The following is a 21247-nucleotide window of genomic DNA, read 5'->3' as shown; positions in this document are numbered from 1 at the left end:
TAGGGAGATAGGGAGATAGGGAGATAGGGAGATAGGGAGATAGGGAGATAGGGAGATAGGGAGATAGGGAGATAGGGAGATAGGGAGATAGGGAGATAGGGAGATAGGGAAAAAAAGACTGGCAGTTAATAGCTTCCTTTTTTATTATATCTCCCGCAAAATTGAGTTTTTAATCGCAGACTTGCTCTTAAAGTCCTTAATTTAAGGATTTTTACAGAAAAAGATCGCTTTTCTACTGCCAGGAAATAATCTATTTCTTTACTTCTTCTCCTGACTCGGAGAATACTGGCTCTTGACTCCTCACTTAACGGAAGATTTTTGATTTATGCAGCAGGTTTAGTGATTAGGCACTGATACTAGATAAGTAGTTATAGAATTCTAATAACTCCTCATTAGTTAGCAGTAAACGGGACTTTTTGCCATAGGTAGAAATCAGGTATTCCCGACCTTTTTCTGTGGTCCAAGCTAATCGTTTCATCTCCACATCAATTTTAGTTTTAAGAACTGAATAATCGATTTCTTCGGGAATAACAACAACTGGTTCCGGTTCTGGGGGTTCTTCTTCAGTTAAACTCGCTTCTTCTGGCAATTCTGATAATAAGGAGTAATTATCAGGTTCCGTTTCTAATAATAAAGGCTCTGGTTCTGGGACAGAGATTTCCTCAACAGGAGGTAATTCCGGTTCAATTTTGGCTGGGGGAATATCCTTAACTTGGGGTAATTCCGGTTCAATTTTAGCTTCAGGACGAGGTATTTCAGTGACTTTAGCCGTTTTAGTCGATTTTTTGGCACTAGCGACGGGTTTAGGCAAATCTTCCGGTAGAGAAATATTATTGGGGCTGACTTTTTCCACAAGCTGGAGATCGGGGGTGTTTTCAGCCTCTAAAAGCAGTTTTTTGGCACTAGCGACGGTTTTAGGCAAATCTTCCGGTAGAGAAATATTATTGGGGCTGACTTTTTCCACAAGCTGGAGATCGGGGGTGCTTTCAGGCTCTAAAAGCAGTAAAGCCCGTTCTCTGGCTCTATCTTCGGCGATTTCCACCGTATCTGCCGCTGCTAAACCTGTAACGACCGTTTTTCCCTCAATTTCGACGATCGCTTTCACAATATACTTGCCGTGATCGATTTGAACTAACTCACTAATCAGGGATGCTTGGGGGTAACGTTGGCGTAACTTTTGCAACATGGTGACTTTTTCGAGTTCTTTTGTACTTATATGAGAATACTCTATCGTAATTATGGAAAAATGTAGCAAGTTCTTGCTAAGATTAAAGATTAGATAAAATTTTCAGTTCTAGGATTAGCCTTGCCCACAGTAACAAGATTCTACTAGGCTGAAGCTTCTGCCAGAAAGACTAGCGATCGCCGAAAAGTTTGCCGGTGTTCGCTATTGGCTTATACTAACGAAGGCTTCGATAATTCTCTTCGGTAGGTTCGGGTGTTCGATGCTTGGTCAGTTTACCTTCACTGTCACCACCAGCGATCGCAATTAGCCCGATAGAGATAATCTCTGGAGTCAATGGTTTAAATCAATCTTCTCATTATTAAGTATTTAAACTTAATTATTCACGATTCCGTCAGTGTCTTGTAAGTAAGGATTATTGTTAGATGGACTTCTCGATCGCCACACTCCTCTCTCATCTTAGTGATGATAAATTAGCTACGGGTAAACTTCTCGAAAAAAAACTGGGCTGCGAAGACGATCCCGAAAGCTGCGAAAAATTGCAAGTGATTCTCGATGCTTTGGAACGTCTGGGAATGGTTGTCAAAGAACGCGGGCGCTATCGTCGTGTGATCGAGGAAAATATCGTAGAAGCAAAGCTGCGCTGTTCCAGTAAAGAATTTTGCTTTGCTATCCAAGATAGCGAAGATGCTGATGACATCTACGTCTCGAAAAATCATTTAAGTAACGCTTGGAATGGCGATCGAGTTTTAGTCAAAATCATCCGCGAGGGGACCCGTCGTCGTTCCCCGGAGGGAGAGGTGAGATTAATTCTCGAACGAGCTAATCCTTCGCTTCTAGCGCAAGTAAAACAGGAAAATGAGCAGTTTGTGGCGGTTCCCCTGGATGATCGCCTGAAATTTACCCTTAATCTCCTCGAAAATGGTCAAAACCTCCAAGAAAACATCGATCACCTCGTTCATGTTTCCGTCCTCCGTTATCCCCTAGGGGAAATGCCTCCCATCGGTAAAGTTACTCGTGTTCTCGGTTCCACGGCCGAGGCCGCTGCCGACACGGATATCGTCTCCTGTAAACACGATCTACCCCATAATTTTCCGCCGGAAGCCCTTGAAATTGCCGATAATTTAGCGGATTTCTTCGATAGTGGCGAAAAAGAACAACTGCGAGATTTAACCCCACTCTTCACCTTTACCATCGAAGATGACAACCCCCTGGATTATCCCCCGATCATTGAAAATGCCTTTTCTTTAGAGAAAATCAACCAAAATCGCTGGCGAGTCGCCATTCATATCAGCGATGTGGCCCGTTACATTGAACGGGGCGGATTATTGGATAAAGTTGCCAAAAAACGGGGAACTGCCGTCTATTTAGGCGAAAAAGTGCTGCCATTAGTTCCAGCTGCCGTTACCAGTCGTTGTTCCCTGTCACCGCAAGAACAGCGCCCCGCTATTTCTATCCTCGTCACCCTCGATGACAAGGGGGAGCTAGTGGAGTACGAAATCACCCGCAGCCTCATCCAAGTGGATCAACATTTTACCTATCAACAGGTGCGCGATCTGCTCAGTGAAGAAGATAGCGAAGCTGCCCCCACCGATACCGTTGAAACCCTGAAAGATTTATTTTTTAGCGTTTGCCCCACCCTAAAATCCCAACGTCTGCAGCGGGGTAGTTTTGATATTCAATTAGACAAAATCTCTCCCTACAAAGACGAAGGACGGGGGGGGACTGTTCTCGCTTCTAATAATTTACCGGCCCGTTCTTTACTGACAGAAGTGGCAATTTTAGCCGGCAAAGTCGTCGCTGAACATTTGCAAGCTTTACACTTACCCTGTATCTACTGTGGACAATCGGAACCGGATTGGGATGAATTGGAGGATTTACTCAAATTAGCCAATAATTTAGGGGCAGAATTAAATTTAACTGCCGAGGAGGAGATTAAACCCAATGACTATCAAAATCTCACCCGCATTTTTTCCGCTTCCACATCGGTGAAAGTCCTCAATTATCTCCTGCAAGAAACTCTCAAATTAGTTAGATATAGCAGCCATCCTTTACCCCATTTTGGTTTGGCCTATCCTGGCAATTATACCCACTGTCTATCACCCCTGCAAAGATATGCCGATCTTTGGGTACAACGGGTGTTAAAAATCTTATTAACAGAGGGGAAAGATCGCCGCAGCAAAATCGTCAAAGTCGGGGTTAATTTGGGCAGTAATAGCTGTCATGGACAGATTCATTGGAATATTCTACCAAGTCAAATTCAGGAGGAGTTAGAAGAAGAAAGTCACCTAATTGTTTCCCATCTCAATGATCGCTCAAAAATTGCTGAAGATGCGGAACAAGACCTAGAAGGATTGAAAAAAGCCGAGAAAATGAAAGAAAGAATGGGTCAAGTTTTTCGCGGCTTAATTACCGGTGTACAATCCTATGGTTTCTTCGTGGAAATTTCCGATTTATTAGTGGAAGGGTTGGTTCATGTTTCTTCTCTCAAGGATGATTGGTATGAATATCGCGCTCGTCATAGCTGTTTGGTAGGACGGAAAAATCGCGTTGCCTATCGTCTCGGTGATGAGGTAGAAGTGGAAGTAAAAGATGTAGACTATTATCGTCAGCAAATCGATCTAGTTACGGTTAGCGGTGGCAGTTCAGCAAGTTATGACGACTTAGAAGAAGATTAATTATGAATCAACCAACCACCGAAAAAATCGGGAAAACCCGCTTTATTCTGCCCTTTTTATGCGGTATTTTTCTCTTTTTAACTGGCTGTGTCCGTTACGATGTGGGCATTAATTTTCCCCACCAACACCACGGGGAAATTATTCAACATATCACCCTCGGACAACGCTTAACCAGTCTCAGTCAAACCGAAGCCACTAAATGGTTAAATAGTATCGAACAGAGGGCAAAATTACTTAAGGGGAAAACCGCTCATATTTCCGAACGAGAAATAATTGTGACTATTCCCTTTAGTAATGGTCAGGAATTAGAGGAAAAATTCAATCAATTTTTTGATCCTAGTTCTTCCTTTAAAATCAAAAATTCCGCCGATACTGATGATCTTAAGTTATTGCAACTAGATTCAAAACTGGCAGTTACAGAACAAGATTGCTTCTTTTTGACTCAGAAAAACTTAAAATTAACCGTTGATCTGCGGGCTTTAGGTGTACTTTCTGAACAGGGAAATATTATCGTTAGTCCTGGTTCCTTAGTCGCTATCGACTTCGCTTTAAATACTCCCTTAGCTGGTCAAAATATTGAAGATGACTCAGGATTAAATCCCCCGGTAGAACAAGTTGATGATCAGTTAATTTGGCATTTAAAACCGGGAGACATTAACACCATTACGGCAGCTTTTTGGGTTCCTAACTATTTAGGTATCGGCACAATAGTTATTGTTTTAATAACAGGTTTTGCCTATTACTTGAAATATAGACGCTTGCCCGGTGTATCCCCATCGACTTAAATTGAGAGGGCAAGTAAGTAGTTAGGTGTTAAAAACTGTCAGACACCCCCCTTATTAAGGGGGGATCGAACCCAAAATTTATCTTCAATTTAATTATAACCAGCTACTTATTGCCCAAAATTTAATGATCAATGAGAGAAAAATTGGCCAACTTATGAAACTGATCTAAAAATTGGCCAGCAATAGGGAAAATCTTGGCTAGGATCAAATTATAGTCACAATTGAGACTAGACGGGTTTCCTTTTTTTACTTTATTACTGGCAATTACAGTTATGGTTAGCAATATTCCCTTTTCTATCCCCGAACATAGCCTCGATCGAGATTGTACCACCCTCTCCCGTCACGTCCTGCAACAATTACAAAGTTTTTCCCCCGACGCGCAGGATTTAAGCGCAATTATGAGTCGAATTGCCCTAGCGGGGAAATTAATTGCCCGTCGTCTCAGTAAAGCGGGATTAATGGCGGATGTACTAGGTTTTACTGGAGAAACAAACGTCCAAGGGGAATCAGTCAAGAAAATGGACGTTTTTGCCAATGAGGTATTTATCTCGGTTTTTAAGCAAAGTGGTTTAGTTTGCCGTCTTGCTTCCGAGGAAATGGATAAACCCTATTATATTCCAGAAAACTGCCCCATCGGTCGCTATACCCTACTCTACGACCCGATCGATGGTTCTTCCAATGTGGATATTAATCTTAATGTCGGTTCGATTTTTGCCATCCGTCAACAGGAAGACAATGATTTAGACGGAGAGGCGCGGGATTTACTGCAAAATGGTCGTAAACAAATAGCCGCCGGTTATATTCTCTACGGTCCTTCGACTATTTTAGTTTACTCGATCGGTCGCGGTGTTCATGCCTTTGTCCTTGACCCCAGTTTAGGGGAATTTATCCTCGCCCAAGAGAATATTATTATCCCTGATCATGGGCCGATTTATAGTACCAATGAAGGCAATTTTTGGCAGTGGGATGAGGCAATTCGCGACTATACCCGTTATGTCCACCGTCATGATGGTTACACGGCCCGTTACAGTGGGGCATTAGTGGGAGATATCCATCGAATTATAATGCAGGGTGGTGTTTTTCTCTATCCGGGTACTGTTAAAAATCCTCAGGGAAAATTGCGCTTAATTTATGAAACTGCCCCCCTTGCTTTTTTAATTGAACAGGCAGGAGGTAAAGCTAGTGATGGGGTGACAAATCTTTTAGATATCGTTCCCGATAAATTACACACTCGCACACCTTTAGTGATCGGTAGTGTCGAAGATGTTAAATTGGTGGAGTCTTTTATCGCTGATCGCCGTCATCGCGATGGAGTTTAACTTATAGTTTTATTTAGCGATTAGGAAGCCATATCTTTTCACTATTTCCCAACTGTTTTACGGTTTTATATCTAGTCTATCAGCAGTCAGCATATCCCTCGCCACTCTCACCGATATGGAAATTCAACAGGTCATCTTAAATAACATCGGGCTATTTGAAAAGCTGGAAATTTCCTTGGCACCTACAGAGCAAAACCCAAGCAACATTACTGTTTTTGTTGGTAATAACGGGGCTGGTAAAACTGCTATACTAAAAGCATTAGCAACTTCTCTTAGTTGGTTTACTGCTCGTTTACTTACAGAAAAAGGGAGTGGTAACCCTATTTCTGAAGATGCCATATTTAATACTGCTAATGCTGGCAGCATTGAAATCGAAGTCTTGGATTCCTCCAAATCATTAAACAATCCTGATCAAAGCGAGATTGACCATTATTTCAGATGGATTCTTGCAAAAAGTAAAAAAGGACGTAAAGCCCAATATAATAGCAACCTTAATGACTGTACGCGCTTGGCCAATCGTTATCGTGATGCCCTCACCCATGATGACAAAACTAGCCTACCCCTAATTGCGTTTTATCCTGTCGAGCGTGTCGTACTCGATATTCCACTAAAAATTAGGACTAAGCATACCTTTTTGCAATTGGACGGTTATGATAACTCCTTAAGTCAGGGCGTTGACTTTCGCCGCTTTTTTGAATGGTTCCGAGAACGGGAAGATACCGAAAATGAATCAGGAATTCCTGAAGACGTTCTCAACCAACTAAGACCAATAATGGCTGAAACCAATCAAGACTTATGGCAATGGTTAAACGAACGCAATGCCTCCGCTAAAGATCGGCAATTAACAGCAGTTCGCACCGCCATTGGCCGATTTATGCCCCATCTGGATAACCTTAGAGTCCGTCGTAGGCCTCGTCTCTACATGGCAGTGGACAAAAATGGTGAAACCCTCAACCTAGCCCAACTTTCACAAGGCGAAAAATCCCTAATGGCTCTTGTTGGTGATATTGCCCGCCGTCTAGCCATGCTGAACCCTGCCTTAGAAAATCCTTTAGCAGGTGATGGTATCGTTTTGATTGATGAAGTCGATTTGCATCTACATCCCTCTTGGCAACGTCGCCTCTGCGAGCGCCTGACCGAAACTTTCCCAAATTGTCAGTTTGTGCTGACAACCCATTCACCTCTAGTGATCAGTGATTGTAAAAATGTTTTGATCTACACTTTAGCTAATGGCGAATTGCGACAGTTACCATCTCAATATGGGCAAGATGCTAATACTGTCTTATTAGATGTCATGAATACCAGCATTCGTAATGAGAAAATTGATACTGAATTGAACGATCTGCTAGATGCCATACAAGATTCAAAGCTAACCGAGGCTCAACAATTGCTGGCAGAATTAAGTGAGGAACTACCTGTCAATCATCTCGAATTGGTCAAAGCCAAACTACTACTCCGTAAACAAGAATTGCGTCATGGGAACCATTAGTAAAGGGGCTGAACCTTATGCGAACCATTAGTAAAGGGGCTGAACCTTGTTGTTTAACAGCTTGGAAGAGGAAGAACACTCATGGGGCATACGATGATTTAGATAAAACAGACGAGGGGATAGTCGTTCGGGCAAAGATTCGAGACTATGCTCTTAATGAGCAGTTTTATCTTTGTGCCTATTGCTGCCAGCAAATCAAAGAAATTAATGCTTGCCATAATGAGCATTTAGAAGCTCAAAAGCTAAATCCTAAACGTACGCTCGACTTTTCAAATATTGTTGCTAGTTGTAATACCCCCAATCAATGCGGTGATGCACATAAATCTCAACACCTACCCCTAACTCCCCTGATGACAGAATGTGAAACAGAACTGCGATTCAAAATTAGTGGTCGGGTAGAAGGATTGACCGATCGGGCAGCTGTCACGATTCGAGTTTTAAATTTGGGTGACGATGAAAAAAATAACCGTGCTTTGATCGAAAAACGGAAGCAGTTGTCTAATGCTTTATTATGGGCAAATGATATAAATCCAGATGACGGCTTAGAGGATGATGAAATATTAAATATACTAATCAGTGACCTATCACAACCTCAGCAAGATCAGATGGAACCTTTCACTCCAGTAGTAATTAATATCTTGAGAAGTTGGCTCCAGGCTTAAGAGTAACCGTCTTGATAAATCTGCCCTAAATTAAAACCTAAAACAGACAGATAACAACTCAAATGCAGCGGACGTTTAAAAGCTGTTGGTGCTGAGTTCAAAGTTATCTGCCGCCGCTGATTTGAACCGTTAGGCGGATTTTATTAAGGAGACAAAGCAGATGAAATTAAGTGCTGCATTTTGAGCCAGCAGCACCCGATATCAAATCTAAAATGGTGACAGCGTAAGCGGCAGCAAACCCAGTCAACCCAGAATATCCAGAAAAATTAATTGTATATGCCCTGAGCAAAATCTCGCTTAGAAAAATTAGAAAATCTGAGAAAAGTTCAGGGATGGGATGGAAAGAGTGATTGTAATTCTGGACTCTAACATTTTAAGCTTATTAGCAACCCCGATCGGTGAAGACTGGCCAGAAGATCAAAAGTTATTTACAGAAGTTTATCAATGTACCGAATGGTTTTATCGTCTGCTGGCAAGAGGAGCTTGTCTGACTTCATCTGATCTATGTGATTATGAGGTTAGACGAGAATTGATTAGGATAAAAAGTAAAAGCGTGCAAGAATTAGATAAGTTAAGGAATGTAATTGAGTTTCAGAAAGTCAGTTTTATTTTACTACAAAAAGCCGCTGATCTTTGGGCTGAGTTGAGAGCAACAGGTCAACCAAACAAAGTTAAAGAAAATATTGATATAGATTGTATCCTATCGGCTCAATGGTCTCTACTCAAAGAAAAATATCCCAATCGTCAGGTTATTATTGCCACCAAAAATATCAAAGATTTTCAAAACGTTAATCATTGCCCCCTCTGGCAAGATATACATTGTTAAAGCGAAATTGCTTGCTTTCATTTTTTCAATAATAATTATAGATCCAAGACAATCTATTTACACCTGAAAAATTCCCCCATAATCTTGAGAATTTTTTGATCAATTGGGACTCGATCGAGGATAATTAGAAGAAATATTTTGACTCATAACCAAATCTAATCAAGAAGCCCAGTGACGATTCCCCTCCTAGAGTTGTTTGTATTCGCCACCGTTTTGTGCGGATTTTTAGGAACATTCCTGAAAAAAAACTTAATCATGAAGATTATCGCCATGGATGTCATGAGTACGGGCGTTATCGCCTACTATGTGGTGATAGCTTCCCGTGACGGTTTATTTACTCCCATCCTCGGTACAGTTAAACAACAAAATTACGCTGATCCTGTACCCCAAGCAGTGATTTTAACAGCGATCGTCATCGGTTTTTCCATTCAGGCGTTAATGCTGGTGGGAGTAATGAAATTAGCCAAAGATAACCCCACCCTCGACAGTGCTGAGATAGAAAAAAATAACACACCATGAATACTTTAACGATCGCTTGGATAAGTTTACCCTTTTTTATCGGCTTTATCATCTATTTATTGCCGCGATTAGACAAATATCTGGCTATTGCCACCACTATTGTCTCTCTCGCCTATTCTCTCCTTCTATTTAGCCAATCCTCCCCCATAACCCTCAACCTACTGGATAATTATGGCGTGAGACTGGTAGCCGATCAGTTAAGTGCCTATTTTATCCTCACCAATGCCCTGGTGACGATGGCGGTGATCTTTTATAACTGGGAAAGTAGCAAAACCGCCTTTTTTTACGCCCAAGCTATCATTCTCCACGGCAGTATTAACTCTGTCTTCGTCTGTGAGGATTTTATTAGCGTTTACGTTGCCCTAGAAGTAATTAGTATTGCCGCTTTTCTGGTGATTGCCTATCCTCGCAGCGATCGCTCTCTCTGGGTTGCCCTGCGTTATCTGTTTATCAGCAATGTGGCGATGTTATTTTACCTTATTGGCGCAGTTTTAGTCTATAAAGCCAATAATTCCTTTGCTTTTGCCGGTTTAAAGGACGCACCTCCCGAAGCCTTGGCTTTAATCTTCATGGGATTATTAGTCAAAGGGGGAATCTTTGTCTCGGGATTATGGCTACCGATGACACACTCGGAATCGGAAACCTCCGTCTCGGCGCTGATGTCGGGGGTGGTGGTAAAAGCTGGCATTTTTCCCCTCCTGCGCTGTGCTTTAATCCTAGAGGATTTGGATGTCCTAATTCGGCTTTTCGGGGTGCTAACGGCGATTTTTGGCGTATCCTATGCGGTGTTTGAAAAGGATAGCAAGCGGATGTTAGCCTTCCATACTATTTCCCAATTAGGTTTTATTTTAGCCGCCCCGGTAGTCAGTGGTTTTTATACCCTTACCCACGGTTTAGTTAAATCTTGCCTATTTCTGTTAGCGGGAGTTTTACCCAGTCGCAATTTTAAAGAATTACAGCAACAATCGATTCCTAATTCCCTCTGGATTGCCCTAGTGGTTGCTAGTTTTTCTATCTCTGGATTCCCCTTATTATCCGGTTTTGGGGCGAAAGCGTTAACGATGAAAAATTTAGTCCCCTGGCAAGAGATTATGGTCAATCTTGTGGCGGTGGGTACGGCGATTTCCTTTGCTAAATTTATCTTTTTACCCCACGCAGGTGGCGAAAGTAAACAGAAGCTAACTATCGGTTTCTGGATAGCAATAATTCTGCTCCTTGCCGCCCTATTTTTAGCCAATGCCGTCTATGTGGAAGCTTATAATCTACCCAATATTATCAAAGCTTTAGCGGTCATCGGTGCGGGGTGGTGGTTATATCTGGGAGTTTTCAAAAAGTTATCCCTGAAATTATCGCGAGCCTTGGAACAATTTGATAATCTCGTCGGCATGATGAGTGTAATGTTAGTTCTATTGTTTTGGATGGTTTTAGCATGATTGGACATATAATTCTGCGTTTAACTATGTGGTTTTTGCTTACCGCTAATTTCACACCTGCTAATATTATGATCGGGGTAGCTATTGCTTTTCTTTTGCCTCGTAATTTCGCCTCTAGCGAAACTTTAGGCGATTGGTTAAAGGTAATAATTAAAGTTTTGCTGGCTATTCCCCAAGCTTATATGGAAGCGTTTGAAATTATCTTTCGTCCCCACAAGGAAGAAGAAATTATTTTAGAGAGAATTTCAGGTAAACGTTCACCCAGATTGGCTTTTTGGGACATATTTCTCATTACTTTTACCCCGAAAACTATCGTCACCGAATACAAGGAAAATGAGGGTTATGAAGTTCATCTAATTAAACGGAGTAAACAGGTATGAATATTGTTCTCATTGCCATGATTGTCGCCCTATTAATTCCCCTTTATGAAGTGGCAAAAAATGATGACATCTGGCAAAAAATGGCCGCCTTTGCCAGTGCTTCCAGTAAATCATCGATTATTATTCTAGTAGTTTCAGTTCTGCGGGATGATTGGATGATTGGAGTGGTTGCAGTGATTATTCTCAGTGTCGGTAATGCTGGCTTTATGTTATTAGCACAAATTCTTAAACGACTGAACGAATCATGATTAACATTTTCAGTTATATCTGTATCGCTATCGGAGTTTTTTTCTGGTTTTGGGGAACGGCTCATCTTTTAGACAAGCGCTCGGTATTATATAAATTACACGGTCTATCTGTGGCTGATACATTAGGTTCCATGGCGATTATTTTCGGGCTACTTTTGAAAGTTCCCCAAAATTGGCCTTTATTATTATTGGCAATAATTTCCTTAGCTATCTGGAACACCATGTTAGGCTACGTTTTAGCTTATACTTCTAGCGAGCGAGAGTAAAATTAAAGATGAATGAAAGTTATCTCTATGTTATTGTTGCCCTCTTGCCTTTAACTGCGGCGATGGTAATGTTACAATCCAATCCCTACCAAGCTCTAGTAATTCGTGGGGTTTTAGGGGCAATAGCCGCTTTAGTTTATGCTTTATTAGGGGCAGCAGATGTGTCTTTAACCGAAGCTTTAATGGGAACCATGTTAGCCGTAACTCTCTACGCAGTGGCGATTCGTTCCTCTTTAGTGATGCGTTTAGGAGTAATTGCCGAGGAAACCGATACAGTTTTAGAACAGTTAAAAACTCAACTACAAACGGTTTTAAGTAAACGTTTTATGCGTTTAGAATTAGTTGCCTACAGTGATAAACAAGCTTTGCAACAGGCACTTATGGATAAAGATGTTCATGCCGTCTGTATCCGTCAAGACAATCCGGAAACTATCCCCTACGAAACCACAATTAGATTACCCTATCTCTACGATATTTTTAAAAATGAATTAACGGCAGCAAACACGATTTTAACTTGTATTGAAACCCCAAAATTAGAGGAGAAACACTAATGAAATGGATTTATACTCTAGCCGCCATTGCCTTCGCTGTCAAAATGGTAATTATTCCGAATACTGCTTCCTCTGTATCATCCTTAGAAATTGTTGAATCCCTGGTGCGCGACGGTGGTGTTCCTAATGCGGTTTCGGTGGTGATTTTCCGTAATCGTCTCTACGATACCATCTATGAAGTGATTGTTTTTACCATTGCCATTATGGGGGCAAATTTTCTTTTAGCCACCGAAAAACCCGCCAGTAAAATCCATCAATTTACTGACCAACCTTCAATTATTTTAGCCCGTTTAGGGGCAACAATTGCCGCTTTAGTGGGCATTGAATTAGCTATCCGCGGCCATTTAAGTCCGGGGGGAGGTTTTGCCGCCGGAGTCGCCGGAGGTACGGCAATTGGCTTAATAGCCATTACCTCCTCTCCCGAATGGATGCAAGCAATTTATCGCCGTTGGCAAGCGGCAACATGGGAGAAAATTTCCGTCTTAGTTTTTATTGTTTTAGCCGCCATTACTCTCTCAGGATTTGAGTTACCCCACGGGGAATTAGGGGCGCTATTTAGTGGTGGTATTTTACCGATACTAAACATTTTAGTCGCCGTTAAAGTAGCTTTAGGTTCCTGGGCAGTAATCCTCGTTTTTATCCGCTATCGCGGGTTATTGTGAAGTGTAGATGGACAAATAGAAGAAAGTTGCTTAAAAAAGCTTGACAAAAGCCCTCAACTTGCCTTATACTTTCTAGTATAATGGGAATCCGTGCCTGCCTGCGAACAGCTATTTTTTTAAAGAAAAAAAGGAGTCAGGGAAAATCAAGACTCCTTAACTGAAGACAGTTTATTTATGGAATTGGTGGAGTAGGTTGCGAAATTCCGGAAAACTAATCTGATTATCGCGACCGGTATCGGCCTGCTTTGACATAGCTTCGATTTCCTTGTCTGTCACCCCCGGTTTGATCGCCTCAATACAAGCTTTCAAATCCTCAAGGCTAATTTGTCCCGAACCATCACTATCAAATAAACGGAATCTTGCCAATAAAATTCTTTCCTGTTGATCACGATCGCTCTCACTACTAAAAGATAGACGATCAAAGACCTGAAAAGCGCGGGCGATATTCTGCCATAATTGATGGGCCAGAGGACGATGGAGAATGGTTTCCTCCTCCTGACTGGTAATTCTGTACTGGCGACGCAAAGACTCGACAGTTTCCGTTTCTGCGGCCGGCAATTCCGTCAACAAATGCTTGATCGCCTCCCTGGAACCCTTACCGGTCAACACTTCCAGTAATTCCGATCCCACCTTGTGATCGGGGTCTTTTTTCCATGTCACCAACAAACTTTCTAACAAAGCATCGCGATAGCTCTGCAAACGCAACCAATCCTCGCGACTATACTGCTTTTCTGGATCGAGAAGTTCGGCCGATTCCACACTCAACTCTGTTAAAATTGCCTGATGTTCGGCCTCGGTAATCGTCAACTCTAAGCGCATTTGTTCTAGGATTTCGAGGCTGTGGCCGAAGTCAGTATATCCCTGCTCCAAAGCCTCTTTTAACACGGCTTTATAGGCTTTTAAACCCTTCTGGTGGGTGAAATCCGGCAGTATCTTGGCCAACACATAGACTTCATCCGCGTGCAAAGCATCCAGCGATCGCCGATCGAGATATTTAGCCGTATCGAGATCGAGTTTACCTAACTGTTTACGCAATCTTCCCGCTAGTCCTTCCCGTTGGTAAAGACCCGGATTTCTTGTCCAAGTGCGATGTAACCATAAACTACTCAAAACCGCCGGTAAAATACTAGCGAAATAATGCCAAAATTCCGGCAAAAGATTAATCCAAGGACGACCAGCGAAAATAAAGAAGAAATTGAAAATCAGAAAAGTTCCGACAGCAAAGACTCGATGACGGATAATTTCGGTCGGTAAGGGTGACTTTTGGCGGATTCTATAGACTTTGTAGGCATTTTCAACTTTTTTACCGAGAAAGTAACCCAAAAAAGTGCAGATTGCCAAAGTCAAAGGGACAGCTACCAACTTCGGAATCGCAATTGCCTGACCTGCAAGATAAAAACCCGGTTGAAAGAGGGATTCTAGTTGATTTTCATCGTGCGCCCAAGCTCCAGAGAAATAATAGTCCCAATTGCCAGAATAGAGATAATAATAGATAGAATAGCCAAAAACTAAGCCAAAATAACCATAATAAAGCCATTGGCGCTCTCTCTTAGTAATCCCATCCCAATAGGATCTTTCCGCATCGATATCGATACAGGGACTTTGACAGGCAACACAGGCACTTTGTTCGCTACCATCTTCCCGGACAATACGACACATAGATTGAGTAATCCCACCGCGACTGTCTTCGTGAGCGGTACTATTCAGTAAACCCCTCGGTTCACCGTAAATCCTTTCAACTGGACTCATGGGACAGAAATAGTTACACCAAGATTTGCCCCCATACCAATAACCAACAAAGATCGCCACTAGAATAGTAAAGATTAAAAAGCTGCCTAAGACTAAGCGATCGGAATTATCAAAGAGAATCCGTCCGCATAAACCCAAAAATAACAGACTTAATTGTAGATAGAGATAATTCCGAGCTAACCAAGAGTTTTTCGGCACTTTATAGATTTCATAGCGGACTTTTCCCGATTTATCGGTCTGTTTTTTCTGACGCTGTTTACCCAAAGCGCGCGGTATTTGAGAAAGAAAGGATAAAGGACAGATACGCCGCCAGAGTTCGTGACCGAAAACTAATAAGATAAAAATGCTACTAGGAACCACTATTCCCCAAAAAATCGGCGCAGCTAACTGATAGGAGGATTGGGGTAGGCAAACTCCCTGGACTTTAGTACACACATCGGGATCAACTCTCAGGGGACTAGCAAGATTGTTAGGATCGGTTAATTGTGCCGAAATCGGGTCAAAAAACAGAGAAAATATCAGAATTAACCAAGCGATGGTAACAACCCATCGCAGATAGTGCATCGAACGTTCGGGAATTTGTGCAAACATGGATCTGGTAGTGACGTTGAAGAGACTTTTAAGCGAGATTAGGGGTTCAATCCTCGAATTCTCAAGCTTTTACTTTAATAGCGGCGAAAAACTCTACTTTTTGACAGACTACATCACCGTTTTCTACCCCCGAGGAAATTACCCTTCAGGCAGCAGGATGCGGCCTTGACAAATTAACAGTGATCCGGTAGGTGTGGGAAAATTGTCTTAAAATATTATCTACGCTGCTACTATCACTAAACTAGAACATTAAAGAGCGTATTGGCTTAATCCTTATAAAAAGTTAAAATTCTATGGCTGAAAGCTTGAACCATAAATCCGAAAAACCTTCTCCTCCTCCCGTCCCCCAAGAAAACCCTTGGCTAGAAGCAGTTAAAACCATTGTCACGGCTGGAATTTTGGCTTTTGGCATCCGCACTTTTGTGGCTGAGGCCCGTTATATTCCCTCTTCTTCCATGGAACCCACTCTCCAGATTAACGATCGCCTAATTATCGAGAAAGTTAGCTATCATTTTCAGAAGCCAGAACGGGGTGATATAGTGGTTTTTAGTCCGACAGCCGCTCTGAAAGCTCAAGATTTTCAGGATGCTTTTATTAAACGGGTGATTGGACTGCCGGGGGATAAGGTGCAAGTCAAAAACGGTCTAGTTTACGTCAACGGTAAAGCTTTAGCGGAAAAGTATATTGCCGAAGAACCTAATTATACTTTCGGACCGGTGACAGTTCCCCCCGATCAATATCTGGTTTTGGGCGATAATCGCAATAATAGTTATGATTCCCACGCTTGGGGCTTTGTTCCCCGGGAAAACTTAATCGGTCGCGCCGTGGTGCGTTTTTGGCCCTTCGATCGTCTGGGAGGACTTGACAACCCCGACGCTGCCACAAAATAGCATTAATGTCAAGAAAATAAATATAAAAATTCCCCCTAGTTTTAGGGGGACTTCGAGCATCTATTTGAACATATTACTCACGGAATTGTCCTCATGGATGCGCCATATTGCCTCACCCAGAATCGGGGCAACCGGCAAGACTTTCAGTTGCGGGAAAAGATGTTCTTGGGGGACGGGAATCGTGTTAGTAACGATCACTTCCTCGACTATACCACTGGATAAACGCTTGATCGCAGGACCAGAAAAAACCGGATGGGTGGCACAAGCATAAACCTGTCGCGCCCCCTTGGCTTTCAGTAACTGCGCCCCTTGAGCGATCGTACCGGCCGTATCGATCATATCATCGACTAAAACCGCCGTTTTATCCTTAACATCGCCGATCAAGTTCATCACTTCCGCCACATTATGGGTTTGCCGGCGTTTATCAATAATTGCTAGGGGAGCATCACTGAGTTTTTTGGCAAAAGCCCGCGCCCTAGCCACCCCACCCACATCGGGAGAAACCACGACGATATCGGGTAATTGTTTACTGAGAAGATAGTCCACCACCACTGGGGAACCATAGACGTGATCGAAGGGAATATCGAAATAACCTTGAATTTGGGCTGAATGCAAATCCATGGCCAACACGCGACTTGCCCCCGCTTCCGTGATCAGATTAGCCACCAGTTTAGCGGCGATCGATTCCCGGCCGGCGGTTTTGCGATCGGCGCGAGCATAACCATAATAGGGAATTACGGCGGTAATTTGTCGGGCAGAAGCACGACGACAGGCATCAATCATGATCAACAATTCCATCAAATGATCGTTGACGGGATTGCAACAGGGTTGAATTAAATAGACATCACAGCCGCGGATCGATTCCTGAATCTGGATGTACAATTCACCATCGGCGAAACGTTTACGAATCATCGGGCCCACATCCATACCCAGATAACGGGCCACCTCTTGGGCAAGAGATACATTAGCGGATCCCGAAAAGAGACGGAGACGATTGCTGTCCGACGCGGCGGGAAACATCGGATGTCGCATCAAAGTAGCAGAATAGCTCACAGCAGATTCTTTACCCTCAAACTCAAGGCACTTTTTTCTATCATCTCAGTTTTGTTGAAAATCTGAGTGGATTTCTTTGTTAGATATTGCCGCCAGATTTTGTCAAAACCGATTAACGTTTGGCTAACTTTTTCACCGGTAATTTACGCAGACGGATCGATTTCGGGGTAATTTCTACCAACTCATCCGGTCCGATGTATTCGAGGGCGCGTTCGAGACTCATATCCACGGGGGATTGTAACTGAACCAATTCATCCCCGGTGGCGGAACGATGGTTAGTTAACTGTTTAGTTTTGCAGATATTGATCTCCACGTCTTGGGGCCGGTTGCTTTCGCCGATAATCATGTTTTTATACACTTTTGTCCCCGGAGTAATAAAGAATACTCCCCGGTCCTCGGCGTTTTTGAGGGCGTAGAAAGTGGCGACTCCTTCCTCAAAGGCAGTAATCACGCCATTGTAACGGGTGGCTAATTCCCCGGAGAAAGGACGATATTCCAGAAAACTATGGTTCATAATCCCTTCACCGCGACTCAGACGGATAAATTCGCCTCGGAAACCGATTAAACCCCGGGCCGGAATCACGAATTCCAATTGAGTACGGCCATTGCTGCCCGTCTGCATATCCTGCATTTCCCCTTTCCGTTGGCCGAGACGTTCGATACTCGAACCCACCGCTTCTTCGGGTACATCTAAAACGAGGTATTCGTAGGGTTCGCAGGGTTGACCGTTAATTTCGCGGTAGATGACTTGCGGCTGCGATACTTGGAATTCGTAGCCTTCCCGACGCATGGTTTCAATGAGAATGCCTAAATGCAGTTCTCCCCGTCCCGAAACCAGGAATTTCTCGGCAGAATCACTTTCTTCCACCCGCAGAGCGACGTTAGTTTCTAATTCTCGCATTAGACGATCGCGAATTTGCCGCGAGGTGACAAAAGTGCCTTCCTGACCGGCAAAAGGAGAATCGTTCACCGAGAAGGTCATTTGTAGGGTCGGTTCATCGACTTTAATTAGGGGTAAAGCTTGCGGGTCATCGGCTAAAGTTACCGTTTCCCCGATGTTAGCGTCGGCAAAACCGGCCACGGCGACGATATTACCGGCGCTGGCCTCGTTTAGTTCCACCCGTTTGAGACCCTCAAAACCAAGAAGTTTTGTTATTTTACCCTTGACAATCGCGCCCGTATCCTTTACTAAAGCCGCCTGTTGACCGGCTTTAATTACGCCGTTGTGGATGCGGCCGATAACGATGCGTCCTAAGTATTCTGAGTAATCGAGGGTGGTTACTTGCAGCTGTAGGGGTTTGTTAACGTCCCCAGCCGGTGGTGGAACGTGGTGTAAAATCGCCTCAAAGAGGGGCTGCATATCTTTGTTTTCCTCTTCGAGACTTTCTTTGGCGAATCCTTGCATCCCCGAAGCGAACAGAGTAGTAAAATCACATTGGTCGTCATCAGCCCCCAGTTCCACAAACAGATCGAAAACTTTGTCCACGGCTAGGTTAGGATCGACGTTAGGGCGATCGATTTTATTGACCACGACAATCGGTCTTAATCCCTTTTCTAGGGCTTTTTTCAGCACAAAACGGGTTTGGGGCATCGGCCCCTCGTTAGCATCGACAATCAGGATACAACCATCTACCATACCTAAAACCCGTTCCACTTCGCCACCAAAGTCGGCGTGACCGGGAGTATCGACGATGTTAATTAGGGTGTCTTGGTAACGAACGGCGGTGTTTTTGGCCAAGATGGTGATACCGCGTTCTCTTTCGAGGTCATTGGAATCCATGACGCAGGTGGGTACATCTTCCCCTTCTCGAAAGATTCCCGACTGTTTGAGGAGTGCATCGACGAGGGTGGTTTTCCCGTGGTCAACGTGAGCAATGATAGCAACGTTACGGATAGGCAGAGACATAAAATATTGAAGTAGTTTTAGGTTTATTTTTACAAGTAAACATTTCTTAATAATTCTAGCTTAGACTGACCAGCACCGTTAGCAAATCTTTATTTTTCCTTGGTTTCCCATCAGCAAGCTCTACTGCTTACTGTTGACAGACTCCCCAAACCCTAGGCAAGCAACCCACCCTCGGAGGAGTCCAGACGATAGAAAAGACGACTGGAGGCGGGGGGTAGGGGTAAATTGAAGCTAGAGTGAAAATCCTCTTGCACTTTGTAGGTTAAGCGGGGGGAAACTTGGCGAACAATTTGCGTCAACAGTTTATCACCGGTTTTTTGGAGAATGGAACGGGGAATTTTATAAACAAACTTGGGAAACTTAACCATAACATCCATCTGTAGTTCCCAGGTGACTTGGGTGATAACCGCCGGAATATCCCGTCCCCGTTGCCGAAAAATTGCCTGAATTTCCCGACTAGGAGAAGATAGCGGCATTTCCTCTAGTTTCATAATTGCCTGATAATCCACTAGATAGCCCAAAAACGGTTGATCGGGAATGGGGACACTGCGAGTATGATAGACTCCATTGACGGGAGGATCAAGAACTACAGCAATCTTCGGCTCTAGTTCATAGCCAAAAGCTCCATATTTACCGATGGTGATAATATAACCATTGTCACCGAAGGGCAGAGTTTTCATCGGTTCGGCACAACGACAAAACCAACCTTCGTGAGCGCGGAGATAATCGGCAACCTTGTCCTGATTGCTATACATATCCATGCACCCGGCAAAATGGGTTTGAAAACCGAGAAATTGATTGTCTTCTTTGACTTCTACAGATTCGAGAGCTAGGGAGTTAATGGGGGGATGCTGCATGACTTAAAACCTGGAAAATGATAGTGCTAGAAACAGTTGGGGATTAACTGCCAAAGGATCAGGGAAATTTGTAGAATTGAGATTAGTGTAACGTATTGTTAAAAACCATGAGGTCAAGAAGCGATGAAAGCATTTGTAGCAGGAGCTACGGGGGAAACAGGACGGAGAATAGTTGCCCAATTAGTCGAACGTCAGATTCCCGTACGCGCTTTGGTGAGAAACCCAGAGAAAGCGGCAGAAATTTTGCCCGCAGGGGTGGAAATCGTCGTCGGAGATGTCCAACAGGCCGATAAGTTAGAGGCACTAATCGCTGATTGTAGCGTTTTACTATGCGCCACGGGAGCCAGACCGAGTTTTAATCCCACGGAACCTTTGTTAGTAGATTACTTGGGAACTAAAAATCTCATCGATGCCGCAAAAAAGAAAGGAATCGAGCATTTTGTTCTTGTTACTTCCCTCTGTGTATCCAACTTTTTCCACCCCCTCAATCTATTTTGGTTAATTTTATTCTGGAAAAAACAAGCGGAAGCCTATTTAATCAATAGTGGCTTAACCTATACGATTGTGCGCCCCGGCGGCCTTAAAAATGAGGATAATCTTAATGCAATTAAAATGTCATCCGCAGATACCCTGTCCGAGGGCAATATTCCCCGCACGAAAGTGGCTTCCGTTTGCGTAGAATCCCTATTTTATCCCGCCGCAAAAAACAAAATTCTCGAAATTATTGCTCCCTCAGATGCTCCCAATCTCGATTGGCCCCACTTGTTTCAAAGTGTCACCTAAACAGTAATCAGTGATCAGTAATCAGTGATCAGTAATCAGTAATCAGTAATCAGGGATAAAGATGAAGATAAATAAATAAATAATTAATTAAGTAGGTGGGTGGAATTAAATATAAGATGAACGTAGGTTGGGTTGAAGGATGAAACCCAACCCCCGCATGGGTTACGAAGTGCGCTAACCCATCCTACAAATAATTGTGCCTCCCTAATTAATTAACTTAGGCTCTCCTAGACAGCTTATAGCAAATTAGTAGTTTAAATGAGCCTAAACCCTTAAATAGGGTTTGCTGAATAAATCTAAAAACCTTATCCAACAAGGTTTTTAGACTTTTTTTCCCTCAAAAAGTGCCGACCCTTGGAGTGATTGGGGGGAAAATTCAGGGACTTTTTCCCTGAAAATTAGGTAATTGACCACCTG

The 21247-nt window shown here is 43.2% G+C and carries 20 protein-coding genes; 15 read left to right on the top strand and 5 right to left on the bottom strand.

Going from position 1 to position 21247, the window contains the following annotated elements; translation table 11 throughout:
- Positions 1 to 343 precede the first annotated feature (343 nt).
- Entirely contained in the window at positions 344 to 1186 is an 843-nt protein-coding gene (locus IM322_RS12945) for a slr1353 family protein (protein WP_287675642.1), read from the bottom strand.
- Between the two features lie 422 nt (positions 1187 to 1608).
- Here IM322_RS12945 and IM322_RS12940 point away from each other — a divergent pair, with 422 nt between their 5' ends.
- The 13 genes from IM322_RS12940 to IM322_RS12880 all read left to right on the top strand — a co-directional run bounded on the left by IM322_RS12940 (position 1609) and on the right by IM322_RS12880 (position 13001).
- Entirely contained in the window at positions 1609 to 3861 is a 2253-nt protein-coding gene (locus IM322_RS12940; protein ID WP_287675641.1) for a ribonuclease R family protein, read from the top strand.
- Between the two features lie 2 nt (positions 3862 to 3863).
- Complete coding sequence (locus IM322_RS12935) at positions 3864 to 4646, top strand: DUF3153 domain-containing protein (protein ID WP_287675640.1); 783 nt, start codon at positions 3864 to 3866, stop codon at positions 4644 to 4646.
- 272 nt (positions 4647 to 4918) lie between these two features.
- Positions 4919 to 5965 carry a class 1 fructose-bisphosphatase gene (fbp, locus tag IM322_RS12930; RefSeq protein WP_286827228.1) on the top strand — a complete coding sequence of 349 codons (1047 nt, stop codon included), beginning with the start codon at positions 4919 to 4921 and terminating at the stop codon, positions 5963 to 5965.
- 115 nt (positions 5966 to 6080) lie between these two features.
- Positions 6081 to 7454 carry an AAA family ATPase gene (locus tag IM322_RS12925; RefSeq protein WP_287675639.1) on the top strand — a complete coding sequence of 458 codons (1374 nt, stop codon included), beginning with the start codon at positions 6081 to 6083 and terminating at the stop codon, positions 7452 to 7454.
- A 17-nt stretch (positions 7455 to 7471) separates the two neighbouring features.
- A complete protein-coding gene (locus IM322_RS12920; protein ID WP_287675638.1) occupies positions 7472 to 8116 on the top strand; it encodes an HNH endonuclease family protein in 645 nt (214 codons plus the stop codon).
- A gap of 337 nt (positions 8117 to 8453) precedes the next feature.
- Positions 8454 to 8942 (top strand): PIN domain-containing protein, encoded by a 489-nt coding sequence (locus IM322_RS12915; RefSeq protein WP_287675637.1) that lies wholly within the window; start codon positions 8454 to 8456, stop codon positions 8940 to 8942.
- Positions 8943 to 9113: 171 nt separating this feature from the next.
- Entirely contained in the window at positions 9114 to 9461 is a 348-nt protein-coding gene (locus IM322_RS12910; protein WP_286827234.1) for an NADH-quinone oxidoreductase subunit K, read from the top strand.
- Positions 9458 to 10894 (top strand): cation:proton antiporter, encoded by a 1437-nt coding sequence (locus IM322_RS12905; RefSeq protein WP_287675636.1) that lies wholly within the window; start codon positions 9458 to 9460, stop codon positions 10892 to 10894. Before IM322_RS12910 ends, IM322_RS12905 begins: the two co-directional genes overlap by 4 nt.
- A complete protein-coding gene (locus IM322_RS12900) occupies positions 10891 to 11274 on the top strand; it encodes a Na+/H+ antiporter subunit E (RefSeq protein WP_287675635.1) in 384 nt (127 codons plus the stop codon). The genes IM322_RS12905 and IM322_RS12900 overlap by 4 nt, the downstream gene beginning before the upstream one ends.
- Positions 11271 to 11522 carry a hypothetical protein gene (locus IM322_RS12895; RefSeq protein ID WP_002739224.1) on the top strand — a complete coding sequence of 84 codons (252 nt, stop codon included), beginning with the start codon at positions 11271 to 11273 and terminating at the stop codon, positions 11520 to 11522. The genes IM322_RS12900 and IM322_RS12895 overlap by 4 nt, the downstream gene beginning before the upstream one ends.
- Complete coding sequence (locus tag IM322_RS12890; protein WP_287675634.1) at positions 11519 to 11788, top strand: monovalent cation/H(+) antiporter subunit G; 270 nt, start codon at positions 11519 to 11521, stop codon at positions 11786 to 11788. Before IM322_RS12895 ends, IM322_RS12890 begins: the two co-directional genes overlap by 4 nt.
- An 8-nt stretch (positions 11789 to 11796) precedes the next feature.
- Positions 11797 to 12339: a DUF4040 domain-containing protein gene (locus IM322_RS12885; RefSeq protein ID WP_002771877.1), complete on the top strand. Its 543-nt coding sequence runs from the start codon at positions 11797 to 11799 to the stop codon at positions 12337 to 12339.
- Positions 12339 to 13001 (top strand): Na(+)/H(+) antiporter subunit B, encoded by a 663-nt coding sequence (locus tag IM322_RS12880; RefSeq protein WP_159252951.1) that lies wholly within the window; start codon positions 12339 to 12341, stop codon positions 12999 to 13001. The genes IM322_RS12885 and IM322_RS12880 overlap by 1 nt, the downstream gene beginning before the upstream one ends.
- Before the next feature lie 168 nt (positions 13002 to 13169).
- On the opposite strand, the gene IM322_RS12875 is transcribed toward IM322_RS12880, so the two are convergent.
- Positions 13170 to 15341, bottom strand: coding sequence for an EF-hand domain-containing protein (locus tag IM322_RS12875; RefSeq protein ID WP_287675633.1), 2172 nt, complete (start codon positions 15339 to 15341; stop codon positions 13170 to 13172).
- A 293-nt stretch (positions 15342 to 15634) separates the two neighbouring features.
- Here IM322_RS12875 and lepB point away from each other — a divergent pair, with 293 nt between their 5' ends.
- The gene (gene lepB / locus IM322_RS12870; RefSeq protein WP_287675632.1) at positions 15635 to 16231 is read left to right on the top strand and encodes a signal peptidase I; all 597 of its coding nucleotides are present in this window, start codon (positions 15635 to 15637) and stop codon (positions 16229 to 16231) included.
- A 60-nt stretch (positions 16232 to 16291) separates the two neighbouring features.
- On the opposite strand, the gene IM322_RS12865 is transcribed toward lepB, so the two are convergent.
- The 3 genes from IM322_RS12865 to IM322_RS12855 all read right to left on the bottom strand — a co-directional run bounded on the left by IM322_RS12865 (position 16292) and on the right by IM322_RS12855 (position 20047).
- Positions 16292 to 17263: a ribose-phosphate pyrophosphokinase gene (locus IM322_RS12865; RefSeq protein WP_287675643.1), complete on the bottom strand. Its 972-nt coding sequence runs from the start codon at positions 17261 to 17263 to the stop codon at positions 16292 to 16294.
- 133 nt (positions 17264 to 17396) lie between these two features.
- Positions 17397 to 19190 carry a translational GTPase TypA gene (typA, locus tag IM322_RS12860; protein ID WP_286827247.1) on the bottom strand — a complete coding sequence of 598 codons (1794 nt, stop codon included), beginning with the start codon at positions 19188 to 19190 and terminating at the stop codon, positions 17397 to 17399.
- Positions 19191 to 19342: 152 nt separating this feature from the next.
- Entirely contained in the window at positions 19343 to 20047 is a 705-nt protein-coding gene (locus IM322_RS12855) for a DUF1997 domain-containing protein (RefSeq protein WP_286827248.1), read from the bottom strand.
- Positions 20048 to 20170: 123 nt separating this feature from the next.
- Here IM322_RS12855 and IM322_RS12850 point away from each other — a divergent pair, with 123 nt between their 5' ends.
- A complete protein-coding gene (locus IM322_RS12850; protein ID WP_287675631.1) occupies positions 20171 to 20830 on the top strand; it encodes an SDR family oxidoreductase in 660 nt (219 codons plus the stop codon).
- Positions 20831 to 21247 lie beyond the last annotated feature (417 nt).

The sequence above is a fragment of the Microcystis sp. M109S1 genome (assembly GCF_020247025.1).
Lineage (GTDB): Bacteria > Cyanobacteriota > Cyanobacteriia > Cyanobacteriales > Microcystaceae > Microcystis.
Note: the sequence above shows the minus strand (reverse complement) of the source record. Positions and strands in the feature narration are given on the sequence as shown.